At 56.7% G+C, this 19,994-nt stretch carries 13 protein-coding genes and 1 pseudogene; 6 read left to right on the forward strand and 8 right to left on the reverse strand.

Translation table 11 applies throughout. From position 1 onward, the window contains the following. Positions 1-332: 332 nt before the first annotated feature. Positions 333-1,547 carry an MBL fold metallo-hydrolase gene (locus NKI96_RS24495; protein ID WP_352806654.1) on the reverse strand — a complete coding sequence of 405 codons (1,215 nt, stop codon included), beginning with the start codon at positions 1,545-1,547 and terminating at the stop codon, positions 333-335. Continuing rightward, entirely contained in the window at positions 1,547-3,391 is a 1,845-nt protein-coding gene (locus NKI96_RS24500; RefSeq protein WP_352806657.1) for a gluzincin family metallopeptidase, read from the reverse strand. Before NKI96_RS24500 ends, NKI96_RS24495 begins: the two co-directional genes overlap by 1 nt. An 821-nt stretch (positions 3,392-4,212) precedes the next feature. Between NKI96_RS24500 and NKI96_RS24505 the strand changes: the two genes are divergently transcribed. The 4 genes from NKI96_RS24505 (at position 4,213) to NKI96_RS24520 (ending at position 8,100) form a co-directional block, all read left to right on the forward strand. Further along, on the forward strand, positions 4,213-5,301 hold the full coding sequence (locus NKI96_RS24505) for a peptidoglycan-binding domain-containing protein (protein WP_352806660.1): 1,089 nt from the start codon (positions 4,213-4,215) through the stop codon (positions 5,299-5,301). A 16-nt stretch (positions 5,302-5,317) separates the two neighbouring features. Beyond that, complete coding sequence (locus NKI96_RS24510; protein WP_352806662.1) at positions 5,318-7,192, forward strand: cell wall hydrolase; 1,875 nt, start codon at positions 5,318-5,320, stop codon at positions 7,190-7,192. 15 nt (positions 7,193-7,207) lie between these two features. Continuing rightward, complete coding sequence (locus tag NKI96_RS24515) at positions 7,208-7,372, forward strand: aldehyde dehydrogenase family protein (protein ID WP_352806665.1); 165 nt, start codon at positions 7,208-7,210, stop codon at positions 7,370-7,372. Positions 7,373-7,812: 440 nt separating this feature from the next. Beyond that, complete coding sequence (locus NKI96_RS24520; RefSeq protein ID WP_352806668.1) at positions 7,813-8,100, forward strand: hypothetical protein; 288 nt, start codon at positions 7,813-7,815, stop codon at positions 8,098-8,100. Between the two features lie 1,284 nt (positions 8,101-9,384). Here NKI96_RS24520 and NKI96_RS24525 read toward each other — a convergent pair. Together NKI96_RS24525 and NKI96_RS24530 are read right to left on the reverse strand one after the other, a co-directional pair. Beyond that, positions 9,385-10,281 carry an HNH endonuclease family protein gene (locus NKI96_RS24525; RefSeq protein ID WP_352806670.1) on the reverse strand — a complete coding sequence of 299 codons (897 nt, stop codon included), beginning with the start codon at positions 10,279-10,281 and terminating at the stop codon, positions 9,385-9,387. A 4-nt stretch (positions 10,282-10,285) separates the two neighbouring features. After that, entirely contained in the window at positions 10,286-13,153 is a 2,868-nt protein-coding gene (locus NKI96_RS24530; RefSeq protein WP_352806673.1) for an AAA family ATPase, read from the reverse strand. A 566-nt stretch (positions 13,154-13,719) separates the two neighbouring features. On the opposite strand from NKI96_RS24530, the pseudogene NKI96_RS24535 reads away from it, so the two are divergent. Beyond that, positions 13,720-13,836 (forward strand): annotated as a pseudogene (locus NKI96_RS24535) (ornithine cyclodeaminase); the annotation flags it as partial. Between the two features lie 307 nt (positions 13,837-14,143). On the opposite strand, the gene NKI96_RS24540 reads toward NKI96_RS24535, so the two are convergent. Further along, on the reverse strand, positions 14,144-14,704 hold the full coding sequence (locus NKI96_RS24540) for a hypothetical protein (protein ID WP_352806676.1): 561 nt from the start codon (positions 14,702-14,704) through the stop codon (positions 14,144-14,146). A gap of 19 nt (positions 14,705-14,723) precedes the next feature. Here NKI96_RS24540 and NKI96_RS24545 point away from each other — a divergent pair, with 19 nt between their 5' ends. Next, the gene (locus NKI96_RS24545; RefSeq protein ID WP_352806678.1) at positions 14,724-15,296 is read left to right on the forward strand and encodes a hypothetical protein; all 573 of its coding nucleotides are present in this window, start codon (positions 14,724-14,726) and stop codon (positions 15,294-15,296) included. 604 nt (positions 15,297-15,900) lie between these two features. On the opposite strand, the gene NKI96_RS24550 is transcribed toward NKI96_RS24545, so the two are convergent. The 3 genes from NKI96_RS24550 to NKI96_RS24560 form a co-directional block, all read right to left on the reverse strand. Beyond that, a complete protein-coding gene (locus NKI96_RS24550) occupies positions 15,901-17,058 on the reverse strand; it encodes a patatin-like phospholipase family protein (RefSeq protein ID WP_352806681.1) in 1,158 nt (385 codons plus the stop codon). A 332-nt stretch (positions 17,059-17,390) separates the two neighbouring features. Continuing rightward, entirely contained in the window at positions 17,391-17,720 is a 330-nt protein-coding gene (locus tag NKI96_RS24555) for a hypothetical protein (RefSeq protein WP_352806683.1), read from the reverse strand. Between the two features lie 489 nt (positions 17,721-18,209). Further along, positions 18,210-19,991 (reverse strand): S8 family serine peptidase, encoded by a 1,782-nt coding sequence (locus tag NKI96_RS24560; RefSeq protein WP_352806685.1) that lies wholly within the window; start codon positions 19,989-19,991, stop codon positions 18,210-18,212. Positions 19,992-19,994 lie beyond the last annotated feature (3 nt).

Raw genomic sequence — 19,994 nt, forward strand, 5'->3', positions numbered from 1 at the left:
TCTGGGCCCGGTAACGCATGTGTCGCGAGCGCCGCGATCCTGGCGAAGAGAAATGGCGCCGATTATGGAGGTAACGGCTGGTCCGATCTTGCCAAGGCTGCAGGCGAGCGCTGAGGTAGCCTCAAGAGCTCGGTCATTTCGGGGACCGACGCCGGCGCCAAACTTCGTGCCCAACTCGGCCATAGCTTTAGCCGGCGCAACTGGCTTCGGAGAGAAGAGCCCAGAGCTCTGTACGACATACAAAATGACGCAGATGACGCTCATGACAAGCGTGATCAAAGTGACCCAAGCTGCGCCGTCCATAATTCAATCCCCCTCGATTGCTCCGCTCCTCACCCAGTCCACTCGATGTAAAGCCCCTTCGACACCTCGAACGGCGCGCCGGTTACGTCCTGTTCGGCGTCCGTCCGCGCGATTTTCGCGTGGCGGTCGTTGAGTGCGGCCAGCAACTTCGCCCGCGGAATGTTCGGCCATTGCTTTACCGGCTTGGTCGAGAACAACGCGGTCAATGGCTTGGGGATGATTTCCTCGACCAAAGCCCTCGGCGTCGCGTTGTGGCTGCCGTGATGTCCAACTTTGAGCAGGTCTACCTTCTCAAGGACCGCGCGGCATTTCTGATCGGCCATGATCGCTTGCCACGAGCCCCATTGCGCGTCGCCCGGAAACAGCATGAAGTAGCCATCCGCCTCCACGACGATGACCAGGCTTGTGTTGTTAATGGCCTTATCCAAGGCCGCCGCCAACACGCCGGAGGGCTGAACCAGCGCCTTCTTGACTGCCGCCCTTTCCTCGAAGCGAAATGTTCGCCGAGGTCCGAGAGGTACGTAATTGGGGGCGCTGATCTGGTAGTGCTGGGAAAACGGCGGACCGACGCGCCGCTTTGGAATGCGTGTCGGCCATTTCAGATATCCCGCGCCCTCGGGCGGATCCATGCTTGCCAACGCCTTCGCATCGTGCGTCGGGCCAAGCACATGAAAGGTAACGCCCGCCAGGCCATTTACTGTCCGAGCTTCGCAGGTCGTATTCTCAGTGGGCAAAAACGCCCGCCGGGGCGCCCCGGCGAAGCCGCTGTGGAGCGTGGTCATTGCTTTTTCATTGGTCAACGCGTTCAGCGCGATGGCTTGGAGGTTGCGTGCCCTCGCCTGAGCGACCGTTTCTCGTGCTGGCGTGATTTCGAGCGGATTTTGGTTGCTAGGTGCGCCGGCAAGTGCCAACGCCAAAGCCGAATGGCGTTCGCGGATTTGGGTGGCGCGCGTGTCCGTCGGATCCTCCGTCCAAGGCATCCAAACTTCGCCCACCTCGACGTCGGCCCAGCGCGGATCATCGAAGCCCCAAACGTGATCCTTATGCCGGTGCGTCGCTATCACCAGGGCAAGGCGCTTTCCGGAAGTCTCGATGATGTCGGAGACAATGTTATCGAGCTGCGCCTTCTTTTCGGTGATCGTCCCGCAATCGATCAGCACATACTTCGAGCCAGCATCATCGTGAAACCCTAGCAAGAAGCAGTCACCGAACCCGACCTCATACATCCGGATCGTGTGTCGCATCACAGCGCATCCTCATGTAGTGCTCGAAGGCTCATCCGTGCTGCCATGCGGTTTTTAAACTCGGACTGGTCGAGATAGTTGGTTCGTGGATCAGCCTCATCGAGATCTTCGACGAAAGCACGCTGCTTGGCCACTCGAGCATCCGCACGGGCCGAAATCGCAGGGTCAAGCGTATGCGCTGGCAAGGGCTTCGCTATGACGTAGCGCAAGGTCCCGTCGACCCCGATGATGGCAGTGGTGCCTCCCCTCACCGGAACGCCTCCCCATTCGGGGTCGGAGGCAGTCGTCTTGTCAGTTTCGACGAACTGCGCGACAAGCTCGATCTGGAGCGCACCGGAGGGCGCGACGCGGAATACGGCGTTAAATGCCGACACATACACATCCCGGCGCCCTGTGAGCTGCAGCGCCTTGCTGTTCTGCTGCGCATAAGCGACCAGCGCGTCCCGCATCATCTTCGACGAGTCGCTGCCGGTTTCCTCATTCATATCATCGCTTATTGACGCAGGCCGCTCATCCGACCGTTTCGCAATCTTGGGGTCAGTCGAGATCTTTGTGAAGCGAGCCGCTTCACGCCGCAGCAGTTCCGGCAAGAGGGAGCTGAGGCTGTCGACCATTGGTGCCTTTTCGGGGTCGGCGGCAGGCCAGCGCAACGATTCCTCTGCGAGCGACGTCGCCCCATCGGGATAGATGCCGCGGCGCCGAAATCCTTCGATTAGTGCTGCGCGCTGCCCCCAGGCGTCGTCTGGGTCGAGTTCGAAATCTGCGGTCACCAGCGCTCGCAAATAGTCCCCGAAAGTTATGTCTACCGGCGGGAGATAGTCGAACGCGCGGATGCACATATTGAGCTGACGCTGCGCCGTCTGTGCGGCCTCGCTCGCGATCCTGGCGATGAGATCGGGATGGAGTTCGCCCGGCGGAAGCTTCCCACTGCCCCCTGTGGCGATGCGAACAAGGTCCGCAATGCGTGACCTGAACGTGGCCAGGAACCCATCGAACACCGCCGCCACCAGGATAGCGCCCCGCGCGTGCGGCTCGGTCACATTGCCGTAGCGGCGCGGGTCGGGCGTTTCCGTATCTATCGCCGAGCGGAGAGCTTTGCCGGTGCCGGTTGCTTCGCCGAACTGTCTTGCCAGGTTCACCAGCAGCGAACCATCGACGATATCGCCTCCCCCAAGTCGAATTTCATCGATCAGCAGATCGCGGTAGGAAAAGTGCTGGAGAAGCGCCACGATGTCAGAAAAGCCCTCGTGAAACGCCAGAACGTCGACATTTGACGGTTCCAGAAAATAGCGGCGGAGCCGATCGACGATCGCATGCGTCATTTCATGAACGATGATGTCGTGGCTGAGGCAGGTGAAAATCGTCTGATTGGGGATGTTCCGTCCAGGCTTGGCGGGGTCAGCAGAGAAGTAGCCGAACAGCACCGCGTGTAGATCGCGATCGTAAAAGGCATTCTCACCTTCGAAAGCGTGCGGAAGCAGACGCAGCTTGTTCCGTACGTCGCTCTTTTTCAGCGAAACTCGGCGACCGAGCGCCCGATCGAAGTTGGTCAGGGTTCGCGAGGCGACCGCATAGACCATTTGCTGATGGAAGTGCGGATCTGCTTCCGAAGGCGCGAGGCCAGACTGCATTAGGATAGAAGCATGGTCGAGATTGACGGCATCGTAAAACAAGTCATTCCCAGCGTCGTAGTCGACGACCTCTAGGCGGGCGCCGATCGGCCCGGCATCGAGCGGTTCATTCTCAATGCTGATGGTGGTCGTTCGAGCGGCTTTGTAACCGCGCGCTGGATCAGTCGCATAGATCCGCAATGGGCGCAGTGACGGCCGCGGAATGTCGAGCATTGCAATCCCCCACCCCACCCAAGCGGAATCAAGATGCGACAATTCGATCGTAAGATAAGACCTCACTCTAAGAGTAACGTAAGGCCCGCCTCATGGCTAGACTGTAAGTAAAATCACTCGGTTACGATTCGTCTCATCTCGACGGAATCGCCAGCAGTGTCGCACTCTGCGCCTCTTTTGATCGCCATCCGAGCACAGCCTGCTGAATCGTAGAGCGGGCCGCCTTCGCTCTTTTTGCCAGGACGGGTGCGTTCTTCCAGCTAGCAGACCAGCCTGTGGCTGCAAGCAGGCTGGCAGCTTCTGCCGTCGCGAACGCATCTTAAGCCGTCGTTCCTGCTGGCATAGTTATGGACGGATTTTCCGAACACGATGGCTCCTTACGGGAACGTCCGAAATACCGACCCATGCTGACTTTCCATTCAGATACGTCGAAGCAAAAAGAGGTGAGCGCAATAATCAGTTGATAGATGTGCGTATAGCGGCTGCGCGACGTTGCATCGCGGCCCGAATCGGCGCGTTCATGACGGTCATTTCCTTGCCTTTGTCCGCCATGGCAGGGCAATTGCTTGCAAATTGAGTGCCACAACTAGGGGCGAAAAATGCGGTTTCGCAGCGGTACGCAAAGAATTTGTTCGACCTTAACATTGATGGCGATCATCGTCCTTAGTGCGTGTACGACGGACCCCTCGTCTTCAATGGTTCTTCGGGCAGATCGGGTAAGGGCCGCCGCAAGCAACAGGGTGGACGTGGTCGCCTCGATGGTCCGGTATTCAGGGCTCCCGGCAAAGCCTAGTCTTGAATCGCCTGACTGGAAACTGGTCGTGCTCGGGGGCTATGATTATGTCGACGAGGACCTTTGCAAACCATTTCTGAACAGCCTGTTTGTTGCTGAGCGGAAGTTGCGCGCCACGCACAACCAGATCGAGGACGTAGGCACTGCGGCTATATCCATAATGTCCTTCGCGGGAACATCTGTGGAAGCGATAGGCTATGTAGCGGCTTCCTTGGGGCTCGCCCAATCAACTGTCGACAACTATCAAATCATTCGCCTAGTGGATCTTGGGCCATCACGCGTTCTTCAGTTGGTCAACCGGGCTCAGTCTGCCTACAGAGAACAGACAATGAGGCGTGGCGGCGACTATGATCATGAGATCCTGGCGATGAATGCGGTCGCCGGCTACCTCGACCTTTGCCGCATATCTACTATCACGTCGCTCATCGACAAGGCGGTCGACAACACAGACTTCGTCGCCGACACATCAAGCACCTTGCCCGCGCCGCAGCTTCTGACTGTGGGCGGCATGCAAGTTTCTCCAAATGCTGCCCTGAGGAATGGCGAGCGGGGTCAAGCGCAATTCGTACCAAAAGATCCTGATTCACCCATCATCGTAACACCACGTGGTCCCACGAGGATCACCGGCGCTATAACCAACTATGAGAGGGACATTGACCTTTCGGATGGCAAGCTTATTCAGCAGGCGCTTTGCGTGAAAGATGACGGAAACTTCGGCGGTCTGGAGAGCAAGACGAGGCTCGCCATCGAGCAGTTCAAGCTTGCCTGGGCCTACACCGTCAAAATACCAGGCAGTGATCCTCCCAGAACCATCAACGGGCCTGATCAACGCCTGGCGATACTTTCAAAGGGGTCGCAGGCGCGTTGCAAAGCGTGGGCTGACAACACATTTGAGATGTTCGTATTCCCGGAAGCTCAGAACGTCGTGGAATTCAAGGAGCGCTTTATTACGACCTTGAATGAAGAAAAGATTTCTCCCGAAATAGTGGCAAAGATAGAAAAAGGTGATAGCTTTGGACCTAATTTGCGCGAGGCAATTAAGGCGTTTCAACAAAGCAAGCAGTTGCCCATCACAGGCATATTGGACAAGAAGACTTTTGACCTGATAGTGAGCTAATAATGAGAGCACGCCAATGACGACAGCAATCGCGAAGTTTGGCTTCTTTCTCAGATCGAAAGCGGGAGGAGAGCTTACCAATCATTTCGTTCTGGCCGAGACAGAGTTGACCGTGCTCGATGAGAGTTCTGTGGACGGCAAACGTTGGGTCAGTGTTGACGACCAAGGCACAAAGGGATGGACGCGGCAGGATAACCTGCGTGAAGCAGAACTCCTCCGTTCGATAAATGAAACGGAACTGGCGGCCGTCGCCGTCGCCGTTGCCAAGGACCTCCAAACCAATGCGGGCTACCTGTTAGCTGTTGCCCATGTGGAGAGCAGAGACGACTGGAGAAATGGGGTCATAACCGCGAAGGAGGACAGCAAGAGCGCTGTCGCGCCATATAGGTTTACCCAAGATAGCTGGAAGCTTATCGCGGAAAGCGATCGTGGACGGGAACTGGGGTTGCGTGACGCGGGACTGAGTTTTCCCGATCAGCAATGTCTCGCTGTGGGACTTAAGAGCAGGCAGGATGCTGAAGTCTTGACCAAGGACCTGCAGCGCTTCGTAACATCGATCGACCTGTACCTTGCCCATATCTTCGGCGCAAAGGCTGCGATGGCACTGCGGGAGCCTTCAGCGCAGACCAAAAAGCTCGGCGATATGGTGGATAAGCTCGGGCTCAGCGCAGGCGCGCTTCAGGACCTGCTGGCCAATCGCGGCGGGCTGACGGTGAATGCCGGGGTTGACGCGGTCGTCTCCACGTTCCTAGAGCGTTGCGGTGATGCACTGCAGGCAGGCCTGGACCGGGCAGCGACGCTTCTCCGCGACTTTTCGGTCGAACTGCCCGATGGTTCAGACGCGAGCTTCAGCGATATCCCCGCCGACTTCAAAGGGGTCGTGATCAAGGTGGAGCCCGACGACGTTGATGCGCTGGGTCGGCTGTGCAGCAAGGAAGTGGGGGTGTTTGAAACGTTTGGAGAGCAGGTCCTTGTCGACGGGGTGGGCGCAGTAGTTGATACTGTGTTCAATCGAATGGTCGATAACTCAAAAGAATTTGAAAACACCATCCAGGCGGTTATCGACGAGAAGTTTCAGTTTTCGCCGATCCTTGAGACGCCGAACAGAACTTGGCGCGAATTGGATCCGTCACCGAAGGTGTCTGCGATCGTTGACGCGCATTTAAAACGGCGCGCCGCCGGTGGTTCCAGCGTCATTTTGGGCGCAATGCACTTCTTCAATCCTCACTCATCAGATCCGGACTGGGGCGCAGAGGTAAGGGCGCATCCAACGTATATCGGTGGCAATCCCGACACCAAATTCGTACACTATCATGGATTTCCGAGGAAGGCCGGGGCATTCTACAAGCCACCCGGGCCCTACCTGATCTTCTACGCGGGCCGGGGACATGCATTCAATGGCGACGGTTCGGCTATGGCCGCTCTATCGGTCCCGGCAGCCGACGACGAAGTAACCAAGTTACTTCGTGACCATATTGCCAACGGCAAGATTCGTTTCCAACCTCCGAAAGACAAGTTTCGAGGCATGCTCCTTGGTACCGGAACCGATGGTTCAGCAACACCCTCCCTTCGGCGACTCGTTCTTCACTTAGCAAGCGTTGTCGATACGTTCATCGAAATAAGCTCGATTGTTCGCCCTGGCGGCGGCAGCTTCCACCAACTGGGCCAAGCCGTGGACATCGGGAATGAGGATGTCGCCGGGAGGCTTTTGCCAAAGGTTGCGATACAATCTGTCGTCGATTCCTTTGGAATCGACGAGATCATTTTCGACTCCCGTAAGATTGGCCAAAAAACAAACCGATTCAACTTCGATGGGGGTAGCCCGCACTCCTTCGATGATGCCACGATCAATGACCACGGAAACCACATACATTTCGCTGTGAAAGCTTAGACTACAGCACGGTGTTTGCACAATGCCGGCCAGTGCTGCGCGTCCGACAGCCGGCTGATTGTCCACGACAGCGTAGAGAAGGCGCTGACAGACCGCATCCTTGAACTCATGGCCAAGGTGCGCGTCGGCGACTCATTAGGCCCGGAAACCCGTGTTGGCACGATCGTCAACGAGACGTAGACGTGACGTCGCGGGTTCTAAGCCTCATCGAGCAGTGCAAGTCGCAAGGCGGAAATTTGGCTACGACAGCCAGCAAACGGCGGATGTGCACTCGGAAGGGCGCTGGCGGGACGTGCGGGAGTGCGCACGCATTTCGCGCCACTTTCGCTATGGCTTGCGTGTAGCCAATGTTTCAGCAATCCTCGGTCGATGAGCGTGCGGGACGTTTGGCAAACGATTAGAGATAAATTGGCCTCTAGCCCGGCTGGTGCTGTTGAGTACTGGAGCCACTTGCCGATAACTGATGCTGGCCGGACTTCTCGTCTCGAGGCGTACTATCCGCCAGCGGAGTTGGAACGACAGCGTGAAGGTGCTGAGCGGGCAGCTGAGCGCGCTGCCTCCCACCTCGCCGCTGAGTTTGAGAAGGCAAATCTGCGCCGAGAACGACGCCGCGGCGGACAATGATCCGTCGCTCTTTTCCCGAAGAGCTTGAAAGCGCCGCCGATCGCATCGCGGATATCTCGCGAGCGGATTTGCAGGTCATCCTTCGTCACGCTGCCCTCTTGCTGAGAAACATCGCTGGCGTGCCCCTGAAGCCTGCGGTCGCGGTCGCTCTGGATTCGATCGCCACCGAGATGGGAATTGGCCGGTCGGACCTCATTCAGAGCGTGTTGCGCGAGTGGCTGGAGACCAACGCCTACCTGCCGGTGCGAATCGACGAGGAAAGCGAGACAAACGGAAGCGCCTAGGCACAGTTCCACGATCACGCCATACGCGTAGGCGGCCTTTCTGTTACTTTGTTCTGCCGGTGGACTTGATTGCCAGCCTGGCCGTCGCCCTTACCCCAAAGCCCCCGCAGCGCGGCTAGAGTGCTCCGTGTGGACGGCCCGCGCGCGGAGGTGCGATTGCGCGGTGGCATATTATGGCCTTCCTGTGTGAAAAGGTGTGGGGTGGATTGCCGATTGCACCCGGGCCCTCATAGTCGCAACATGAAGGTGCAGTACGTTGAACTTGTCTTATTTGAGCAATCGCTCGCCAATACCGACGGTATGAATCGCCCGTTTTCGACGTCCGTCTCGACGGCGACATGCGATTTCAGAGAATGGCGGCAATTGGATACGGTGCGGAAGGCACTGTCGCGATCGTCATGGACAGAGACGGACAACTTACCTCGGCGCCTATCGACGGAGGCGAAGGCTGGATTGCCGAAATAAGGGCTTGGTACTCTCTGGCGATGGGCGAGCAAATATCTACCAGTTACTGCGAGGCCGCTGCCAAGCTGCTTGCGAAACTGCGGAACTCCGGCAACCTCGTTTGAAGGGCCGCGGCAAAACGGGCGCGCTCGCGCTTGCCGCACAGGTGGCGCGGTCACTATTGCCTTATTCCAGTTATCGCAGCGGAACATCGACCAACTGGCTGAAGGCAAAAATGCCACGCGATCGGGAATTTCGATCTGTTGAGAGTTGAGCAGGAGCTGGCAAACCGACATTTGCGCTGCTGGCCGATCGGGAAACCGGGCAGTATGTCGGCTCGGCGTTCATTTTCTCAACCGCGAGATGCGCGGACTCGAATCGGAACCCGAGCCCGCTATTAAGTATGCTCGGGATGCAGCTTCTCTCCGCGACGAGTCGGGATACCGTCGCCCGCCGATCTGCAGAGCGTGATTACTTTGGTTCAGCGTCGGAGCCCTCCTCCCGATGCCTTTCGACACTTCGCGTCCTCGAGGATTTGGTGCTAGGCGAGGCTTACTCGGACCGTCGCCGATAAGAAAACACCGGTTCCTCAATAGTGGGTTTGGCAATGTAGCGGTCTTCCGACTCGCCCCCCCCCGATCGTGAGCGGACGCCTCCATGATCAAGTCTGTCCCACGGCGTAACCGGACGTTCCAATCTCCTTCATCAGCACGTGTAATTCGGCTGGAGGAGTAAGACAGAAAGTTCGAAAAGCTTCCAAGAACCCCACGCGGACTGGAAACCGCGGCGGACAATTCGGTTTACGGACATCCCGGCGAACTTACGCGGTCGACTAGGATATCAGCCGCCTCCGCCGAAGTTGTCGGCCGTCATGCGGGCCTCATGTGACTTCACAATGAGATCTAGAACATTGGGGCTCAACAGATCTCTGTGAGGTGCCAGCCCTCTCAGCAAGCCTTTCCAGCATGCCAATGTATATGCGGCCTTTTCTTTAGCGATTTCATATACTCTGCGTTCACAATCAGCCACCATTCGCTGGTTCTGATGCGTCTTTGCGGCCATCAGATCGCCTACCAATTTTTCGGCCGCCATCATCATATCCAGCCGGTTTTCACGAAGATTCTCGCGGTTGAGGCCAAGAATGCTGATGGTGGCTTCGCCCTCTGGGGTTCGGCCTTTCAATAAACCAGTTTCCTCCAGTTCGAGATGGGTCAACGGATCTTCCTGCACCGGATTGATCAGGAGCGGTAACTCGAGATCCAACGGATCCTCCGGACTGTAGGCCCGCTTCCCCTTTATCGGAAAGCAATCCTCCTTACCGTAGGAGGTTAAACCTTCTCCGTCATCGAACGCGTGCTTGCGACGCCGGTTGCAGTCGATGCACGACATCAAAAGGTTGTCCACATCATAGGCCAGCCAGAAATAACCAGGATGCGGAGAACTCTTGCCCTCGATACTTGTATTGACGATGTTACCGAATTGATCGGTCACCCTGCCCTTGGGTCGGAAGTGTTCGACATCTCCAGGCTGGTTTTCGATCTTGCTTTCACAATAGGCACATTTCTGGAGGTGTGTTTTCAAGATAAATTCACGAAAATTCTTGTAATACTCTCCGATTGTTGGTTTCAGGGGAGGATTCTTACGGAAATCAGCGATGTCTTTTTTGCGCAGTTCCAACGCCTTATCCAATATCTGTTGGTATTCGGCGGGCACAACCGTCTTCTGAATCTTGCGCACGTTATCACAACTCACTCTGTTGTTTGTAAGAGTCACGAAATTTGGCGATCTCGTCGCTTGAAAGTGCTTTAACTGATATTTGGGGTTTGGCCTCAACGCCCGACCATCCCACCTTCGCGAGCTCCTTTCCAAGCTCAACGAAGGTCTCGTCCTCGGCTGGATCGCGCTTCAGCTTGTTGTGAAGCTCCAGATACTCGGCGATCTTCGTTTCGACTTCGGCGGAGCGTGCGTTGCGTAAGCCCACCAGGTCACTTTGCATGATCTGATCCGCGGACCTGCCATAGGTTTCCTGCGCCGGCCTGCGAATTGCAGTACCTCCGTCAGCCGTTCGTTCAACGAAGCGGACTTCCTTGGCATAAAGCGAACTGGCAATCAGGGCGGAATGTGTGGTCGCTATGATTTGAACGTTTGGAAAGAACTGCTTCGTGAGCGACACCAGCCGCCTCTGCCAGTCAGGATGCAGGTGAACATCGATCTCATCGATCAAAACAATAGCGGGGCATAGATGCGGATCCTCTTCGATCTCGTAGACGTCATAAAGCCTCTGCATCAGGACACCGATCCAATTGAAGATCGATGACATTCCCTGGCTTACCGAGTTGAACGCAATACTCTCCTTCTTCGCGTCCAGGCAGCGAAGCCTCAGCATCGTCCTTTCATCCAGGTCGGCAAAACCGACGAAATCGCCGGGAACAAGGTCGGCGACAATCTGATCCAGCAGTTTGCGGATCGCCGCAGCCTTGGCGGACCCTTGCGCGCTCTGGCTCAGAATGTTTACGACCCACTGCTTGAAGTCGGCCATACGGGGATCAACGTCGGCCAGGATCAGCGGCGCCACGTCGGCCGGTTCGGGAGGCCGTTTCGCCAGGGTGCGAGGTCCGCCCGGCTCGGGCGCCGGTGCGCCCCGCAAAGATGGAAAACCCAGGACCAGCGCCTGCCCTGCCTCGACCGGCGATATCTTTCGACCGACGGCTCTCGTGCCACGATCTTTGACGAAATTTATTTCAAAGGTCTGCTTCCCGAAACCGAGTACGATCCTGCCGCTTGAACATCCCTCCTTAAGTAGCGAACCCGCGCTTCGCTGGATTCGTTCCTCGCTGGCGATGAGCGCGATTCCAATGGCACGAATGATAGCCGACTTACCAACACCGTTTTGACCCATGATCACGGTCCAGAGTTCTGCGGTGCTCTCTGGCTTGCCGTCTGCCGTGAAGTCGACCAGCAGCTTTTGAAAAGGACCGATGTTCTCGAGTTCCAGCCGCTGGATCCTCTGAGATGCGAATTCCCGATCTATACTTGCCTTACTCGTTGCTGGCGGACTGTTCCTGACGCACTTGGCCAAAAGGTCGGTGACAAAAAGATCGACCGCCCGGTCATCGGGATCGCGATATTGAAGAACCTCCACACCATACCGGGCGAGTGACGCTGCATTCAGATCGTTGCTGGGCGAATAGGGCACGAGCGCGAAATGACGGGCACCTTGCGACTGCAGTGGAGAGTTCAAAGCCTGCAAATATTCCTTCAATGTCTGCAACGACATGCCAACGAAGAAAAAGCAGCGTGTGTCCAGCATCAAGGCGATCTGGCGCATATATTCCGGCGAGAGCAACAAGTTCTGCCGATACTCCGCAAGGGTGAGCGACAGGTTGCTTCCGTTAATGTTACCCAAGACCCTCAGATAGAAGGGACGTTTCTCGAGCAACGCATCACGCAATGCCGCCCCTTCTTCCGGCATCAAAACTATTTTTCGTTTCGACGTCGTGCCCGAGTTATCGAACGCTGCGGAGAAAATGTCCTCGCCGATATCGCTGAAGGTGAACGAAAGCACTCCCGACCAGGGCAAGCTGGCCAGTCTCCTGTGCAGTTCGAGATCGACCGTTGCGGTGTCCTTCAGAAGGGAGCGGATTTCGGCGATAAGACTCTCGCGCGGCACCACGGTCAGCAAGGCATCGAACAGGTTCGAAATCTGGTTGATGTCCGGGTCTCGTTGCAAAACTTCGGCGATCGTTCTTTTAAGCGCGGGCGGAATGGAACTTGCGAAATGTTCACTGATCGCGACCATCGACTCGCGCCAGGTGGGAAGGCCAGCCTTCACCGCGAGGTCTGCGCCGATACCGAGAACCGCCGAACCGCGCGCGAGCGCGTCTAGAAGCGCCGCGGGAACTTGCGGGACAGGTCTCAGCGGAACTGAGTCCGTCGCCTCGGCAGAGCTTGTGTTCACTATCCAGTTGTCCGCACGTTGCGCGCGCGCCGCCAGTTCCGCGGCCCGCTCATTATCCTTTTTGGCAGCTCCTTTTCTTCTGAGATAAAAATATGAAAAAATTGAAAATATCGTCCCCGAAAACAAAATAAGTGCAGTGATTGCAAACAAATTTTCAATCTTACCAAAACCTGATACTTCCAATATGGCAGCCCTGGATTTTATCAACGACCCCTCGTCCACCACTGAAACGGCCAGTTGCTCGCCCAACAGACTATTGAGTCTGCCGACGATATTTCCTCGTACGGAAAGATCGGCCTCAACAAGTATGTAGGATTCACCGTTGCTGAGCTTATTTGTCCTAATACCTGTCAAAGTCAAAGGTATTGCCGATGGAATGTCAGACGGAAAAATGATGACTGTAAAAGCCGACAGCCTGCTGGCAATAAAGGAACGCACCTCGGGGGTTATGGCCAAAGACGCGTCATTCTGAAATGTTATGTAAACTTGTGCCGTTGCGACTTGATCGCGCCTTATGCTTTTTGGGTTGAATTCAACGACCTCGATTCTTGTCAGGAATGGCGCGCTCGACGACGAATTCTGGGCCTGAGTCACGCCGGTGCCGATAAAAAGCGTGAGGATTGCAGCCAACACCCATAGAAGCCGAGCCATCTTTCCCGAACTTTCAAGACAGAGTGATACTATTAGGAGCCATCATACCAGATTCCATCCACAGGGAAACGGCGTGCACAGGCACAGCAATCGCTCTAGCACTTTGAATCCACCGTATTGGATTCGATTGTTCTTTTTGAGCATAAAACCCGTTGTGCTGTGCGGTAAGGCTATCATAAGAATATCTAATTTTCGAGATCTAAAAAACAGACCACGCATTCAATGAAGATAAGGAAACTGCACCGGATAATTCGTCTGAGCGTTTTTGTAGCATTGCCAGCGACTCTTCGTCCGGCACGCCCGGATAGGCGCCCACCGTCGTCGACACGACACTGGCTCGGGGCTTGCCATCAATCTGGGGTTTCAGCTTTTGCTGAGGCAGCAGCCATGCCGAGCAGGCTCCCCATGCCACGCTGGCGCAAAGACGCGCCCGTCGCCCAATGCCCTAAGGCTGTGTGTAAATCGTCTTGGCGGTCGTATAGAATTCCCCCGCGTAGCTGCTTTGCTCATCGGGTCCATAGGATGAGGCTTTCCGCCCGCCGAATGGAACGTGGTAGTCGACCTGGCAGATCACGATGTTCTATTCAGTCGGTTTCGCCATCGAGGATTTTTCGGCGCTGCGCTATGTGCACGACCAGCTACAAGCGACCGGCCTCTATGAGGAACTCGACCTGCTGGACCCAGGCAAACTGAACGCCGCAGCGGACAATGAGGGTCACGGCTATCCCGGCGAACATCCGCATAGGAGCGGTCGATATCGTCGGCAGAAGAGCGTCCGAAAGGGCTGTAGGCGGCTCTGTCGTGGGAACGAAAAAAGAAGAGAAGCAGAACTGTCGTGTGCAATTTTTGCACACGACAGTTCATAACTATCTGATTTTCTTTAAGACCCCATCCATCAACATTGCTCATGGCTGATCTCCAAGACGGGTCGCCGAGAGCCTCTCTCTCGACTGTCAACCCGTCACACAGCCAAGACCGCAGCCTCTCACTCTAGCCGAGCGCTGCGGGGCAGCTTGACTCGCAGAAGCGACTGCCCGAGAGCACGGGGCTCGGGCAACGCGCTGGCCTTTCCCCTTCATCCTCGGGCCTCAGGTACAAGGTGGATTGGAGCTTCTTCTTGCCCTTGAAAAACTCCTTTCGAATGTCTCCCCACCCATTATGGAGTGGCATCGTTAGGTCGTGGTCGATCTGATCAGGACTCAATTGGACATACCGGGTGGTTCCGATGAACCGCCGGTTTGCCAGGAAGTCAGCATTCTTTAGCGCGTGCTCGATCCGGTCGAGTGCGGGCTTACGCATTTTGATTTCATAGTTGCTACCGTTGATCAGCTGGGCTCCGCGCAACCGCAGCAGGACTTTGCCTTCGTCCTTGATCTCGTTGAACTCTTTGAGCATATCGGCCGACGACAGCAGGAACGATCGCTGCTCATCTTCCTTTCCCGCAAAGACCAAGAGAAAAAATTCGTTATAAGGCGAGCCGTTCTGGTCTGTTACGTATGACCTATGAACCTTAATGTAGGTGCTTCCATCTTGTATGAATTTGACCTGCACTACCCCTAGGCGCGGCGAGATGGAAGAGGTCGCCGAGGCCTTCGGCAAGATTATCCAAGCCACCGACCCCTTGGAGGCACTGCGCGTCTATGAGGAAGAGGTGTCGGATCATGTCGGTCGAGGCGCATTTCGAGATGAGATTAGTTTCCGCTGTGAGTTCTTCGACGAGGATTTCTTTGTAATCGTGAAAAATCACCGTGCCCGGCTTGCCAAACTCAAGGACCTAGGGATTGAGGGCGCCTATTTCGATCTAATTCAGAATTATGAAGCAGCATCTCTCAAGCAAGTTCTCGACGTCCTTGAGAGCGACCCAACTTTGAAAGCCGTCCAAGTCTCCGTTTCTTACGACAAGAAGACCCTCGCCGCTCCAACCGTCGGGGTATTTCCAGCCTCGGCCCCAAAGGGCGAACCGGAAGTCACAGAAAGCGAGGAGGGACGGCAAATCTTTGTCGTCGCTCTTCCGGACGGCATCCACGATGTGACATCCGCGGATAGGGAGGGATTTCTCAGGGAGCGCATGTGGCGTTTCAGAAAGGTGTTTCTGACGGAGCTCGATAGAACCTACCTGGGGGAACACCTTGTGGACTGGTAAGCAGCGCCCCCGGCGAGGCGTGCCGCTCGACTTGTCGCTACTTGGTCTTCTGCGCTTGCTTTCGTCGCTCTCGCCACGTCGACACCAACATGACCTGGAAAGAGAATGCCCAGAATGAAGCCGAACTCGCTATTGCGCGTGTCATGGTACGCGCCGGAAAGCCGCTCTAGGCTGTCAACTCCGAAGCGATTGCTGGCGACACTGACGGAGACGGTTGCTCAGGAGAATGCGGTCGGCGCCGGCGACTGCCGGCGCTCCAAGGAAAAACGGCGTATAAGCCGCAGTTCTGCGCGCGTCCGCAACAGCGGACATTTGTCGCGCGCAGGACGGAGGAAATTCGCCCCCGTAGCGGGCGGTGAACGGGACAGCTGTAGGAGCGTCAGCATAGCGCCGGCCGCAGGCCGGGACGCGGGACCGACTGTCCCCGTCCGCGGCGGTCCGCATGCTGTGACACGGGTGGAGATTTGTCGGCCAAGGTCGGCAATCGACAGCCTGACAGATCGATTGGGCAGATTGCGAAAGGCGTGCGGGAGGCAGAAGGCAACAAAAGCAGACTAGGCATCTGCTTGAAGCGTTGCCCGTAGGTGCACATAACTCGTTCTGGCTAGTAATCGCCAGGGAATGGAAATTTGGCAGGCGCGGTGATTGATATCCCAAGCTTTGCTTGAAGCGGCTCTCCAAGATGCGCACGCAGGCCCGCATCGCAGATGGCATAGCCCCAGTTCATCAGCTTGTTCTGAACCGCACGGGGCATTCGTTCAAGCCTGGTTGGCAATTCGGCAAGCGAAGTTGGATCTCGCGACGCACACTTCAAGGGATCGTCGGTCAATTTGTAGTCGTCGAAGTTCGTGCGGACGCCCCAGTATGTCCCGCTCCGCTCACCACTCTCAAAAGACTTTATCAGCTGGCGTTTACGCAGGCTGCGAACCTGATTGTCGACGGTATCAAGAATGCGAAGGGAATGTCGGGGCCAGTCATGGTGTGGATTTTCTTCGGCAACGATCTTTTGTCCCGCATCACTAACCAGGACCGTTGCGAACCGCTTGATCGTTTCCAATCCGAGATTGTCGTAGACCCCACCGTCGCTCAGAATTGCGTTTGTCGTGAATGGAGGGCGGTTTAGGTCGGCTCCCTCTACAGGCTCGGCAGGTTGTGAGATTGGCAATGTCAGGGGCGATAGAAAGGGCGGGAACGCAGAAGACGCAGCGACTGCGACACTAAGCTTCACGTCAGGGTTCCTGATAAGTCCTACCCTGTAGTCGCCCATGTATGGTCGCGAGAAGCGCCAGATCGCAGCTGATTGAATGTTGGTGGCATTGATCACGAAACGAGGAGCCGTATCCGCCGTGTCATCGGGCAGCTGTCTTAGGGTTGCCCCTTTGAACAGAACGTCGTCGTAAGTATCGGCCAGACGCTGGCTGATCGTGCCCGGTAGAAAAATGCCCCCGAATATGGCTCCGACATCGACAGACGTATCCGCCATAGCTCGAATCCCGTCGACGAACAGGTCAAATCGAGCCGCTTGGCCGCCCGAGAACTGAAGTTCGCTCCAGCGCAATCCCAAATACGCGGAGGTTATCGAACCTCCCGATACGCTGGATATCCTGCCAATTTTGCCAAGCAGCCCTACTTCGTTGAGACGATACAAAGCGCCAACGTGAAACACCATCGCGCGATAACCGCCACCTGACAACGCAAGTGCAATCGAATCATCTGAATTGCTTTCGGGAGGCTCCGCCAAATCTGTCGGCTCGATGGGCACAGCAGTCTCCTCTCAGGATCGTCTCTTGCTGTCAACCCTTAGCTACTGTTTTGGAACCTGCAAGCGAAATCTAACCCAAGTCAAATTTCGCCAACGATGCCTCCTATTCTGTCATGGCGAGCGTTGCTTTTACCCAGATGCGCAATTCGAGTATCGGACGTCGGGCAATACAACCGTTAGCGGTGCCGTGTCGCTCTCTGGCAGGCAGGAAAGTACGGTAGAAGATCGGCTTGCAGATCCTGCCGCAATTTGTACGGCTACCGACACAGCACGGAGTATCATTGCTGCCTTGTCCTCCTTCAAGCGGGTGTTCCCGCGGTTTATGCTATCGCTCAGCCTCCCGCCGCCAGTGCCGCAGGCGCGGGTTTCTCACGAACCGCAGCAGCAAGAATATCGAGCTCGAACATGGGTTCCCAGTCACTCCCGGGAACCCGCGACCCGGCGACTTCTCCCATTCGCCCCCTGAACACCGCTGAAAGACACCAAGGCCAACTTATCGCCGCCACATCGAAAAGATCCCGGCTTCCAAGCGCAAGTGCCGCGACTGCGGGGACAACTTGAATCCCCGCGTCTTTCGAATAAATGAGGACGAATGCTTCGGTCGTATAGGCCAGCATCTTTTTCAGCTGATCAGTCAGACGGTTATGGTCGTTTTGGCCCATGGACTTGCCAGGGGTGAGTTTCTTCGCCTGAACCAAAGTCGTTGTGCTGATGCGCCACTCAGGTTCGTCGCAACGAACCGTATGAGAACATCAACCCCGTTCTCGGCCTCGTCGCGCTTCTTTGTGAAGGTGGCTCGCAGGACCACGCCAGCCCGTCCCTCCTGCAGAGGCCCACGCGCGGCAAGCCGGGTCGAATTGACCAGCGCTCCAAACAGATTCGCGGTCGTCGATTCCTCATCGGGCCAATCGGTCCCGAAACATTCAGCAAAGAGCGTCTCTTGCTGTTCCCCTAAGTGGACGGCAAGGTCGTGTAGTTGCTCCTGGAATTTCTTGGCGCTCACCGCTCGGTCCAGTATTTGACGACGAGATGACTGATAACAGGAATTAATTGCCGATCGCAATTGCTTCGGAATAGCGGCTTCTAATCGACCGACAAGCTTACCTGGAAAGAATTCAACGATGCTTGGCGCCGGACCGCGCAGGGCCTGATCAGGGCGCGGTGACCAGTTTCAGGGCCTTGTCGACGTCAAGCCTCCCGGCGCCCCAGACATTGTCGTCAAGAGACTTGTTTGGATCCGTGCGCAGGATGGTGACGATCTGCGCTGGCGTGAGCGTCGGATTCTTCTCCAGCATCAGAGCAATGGCGCCGGTGACATGCGGCGCGGCAAAACTGGTTCCGGCTCCCAGATCATAACGATCAGTGGTGCCTGGCGGCGGCTCTTTTTTCTTTGGGTCGGGAGGAATCGCAGCCACGACAAACTCCCCCGGTGCGGCAAGTGTCAGTGCCGGGGTAACCGCGTCCGCCGCCGGACCTTGGGCTGAACTGCCTGCGATCTTGTAATCGGTGATGGCATTGCCCTTGCGGTCCTTGGTCACGAAAGAGGCGACAGTTACCATGTTGGGAACGGCGACCGGAACGGTGATCGTCGTGGCGTCCGACACCAGGCCCGCCGGTCCAAAGCTGACACCGCGACGAAGCAACGCGCCCCATGTTATCCACGCGTGCCATTTGACGTCGGCGGTCTTGGGTGCGCTCAGCCGGATCGTCCATGTCCCGGCTATCGGCTTTAACCACAGGACCACCGCGCCGAGCCCAAGCTGGTCCGGTCGCTTTCGATTGCTTGCCATGATCAGCGAAGCCGGCGCCGTGCAAAGTCCGTCGTAGGGGACGTCGTAGGTTGAACCATTCGGCGGAGTGATGGTAGCGCCCAACCTGGGATCGCTCCCGCCGTAACCGTACCAGATCTGAACGCGGATCCGCGAGGCACGCTTGGCCACCGCTGCGGTCATCGTCAGCTGCAGGCTGACGGCAGTGTTTTTCTTGATCAAGCCGGTGGCGTGTCCGCCAAGACCGCCGCCATTGCCGGCGCTCTTGACCAACGAAATGCCACTGGAGTCGATAAAGGATTTGAACCAGCGTTCGACCTGCCCATCCGGCAGGTGCGGACCGTGATGCTCGCCAGCGCTGAGGTTCATCACCGCGGGCTTGCCCTGCATCAGCTTGCGCAAAAAGCGCATCGCCATCGCCCAGTCATGCGGAGAGCGCTTGACCACGCCGATCAGGTCGGCCTCGGGCGCAATGCCTATAGTTTTGCTGTAGGCTCCGGTGCTCAGACGACCGTTGCCTGCCGCAATGCTCGCCACGCGAGTGCCATGTCCGCTGCCGCGCAGCATCCTGAGGTTTCCCGAAAGTTTTTCTCGGCGCTTTGCCTGCTGCTTGGTCTCTCCACTTATTGGTTTGCTAAGCGCAAAATCGATATCGGCCTTGGAATAGACCAGCCCTTTCTGGAAGCCGTCTGGCGCGCCCAGACCGTCAATCGGGGCAGTCTTGCCGCGGGGATTCATGTCCCACAGCGTCAGGAAGCGCGACGAGCCGTCGGGATTGCGCAGTGATTGATGGAAAACATCAATGTCGGCGTCGATCAGCCCGATAATGACGCCCTTGCCAGTCAGGCCCTTGAAACTTTGCTTTCCATCCGTGCCGGTGACGACTTCGTTCGGCGTGTTGACGACTTTGCGGCTCACATCCAGCTCCGGGATGAAATTCGGCAGAAGCTGCAGGTAACCAATGTCGGGATCATCAAGCAGCCGCCCGACTGTGCCCAGCGACATCTCGACAAGAGCCGTTCCATCTTCGATCGGCGCCAGCAGTGTGATGCCTTTTTTCGTCAGATCTTCGTCAGAGCCGCTCCAATCGAGCATCAGTTGCACGAGGCGCTGCTGCGGCTCGTACTGAAGCAGGAGTTCGAGATCTGGGTCGAGCGTTGCCAAACC

The organism is Mesorhizobium sp. M0292 (assembly GCF_040321695.1).
GTDB lineage: Bacteria > Pseudomonadota > Alphaproteobacteria > Rhizobiales > Rhizobiaceae > Mesorhizobium.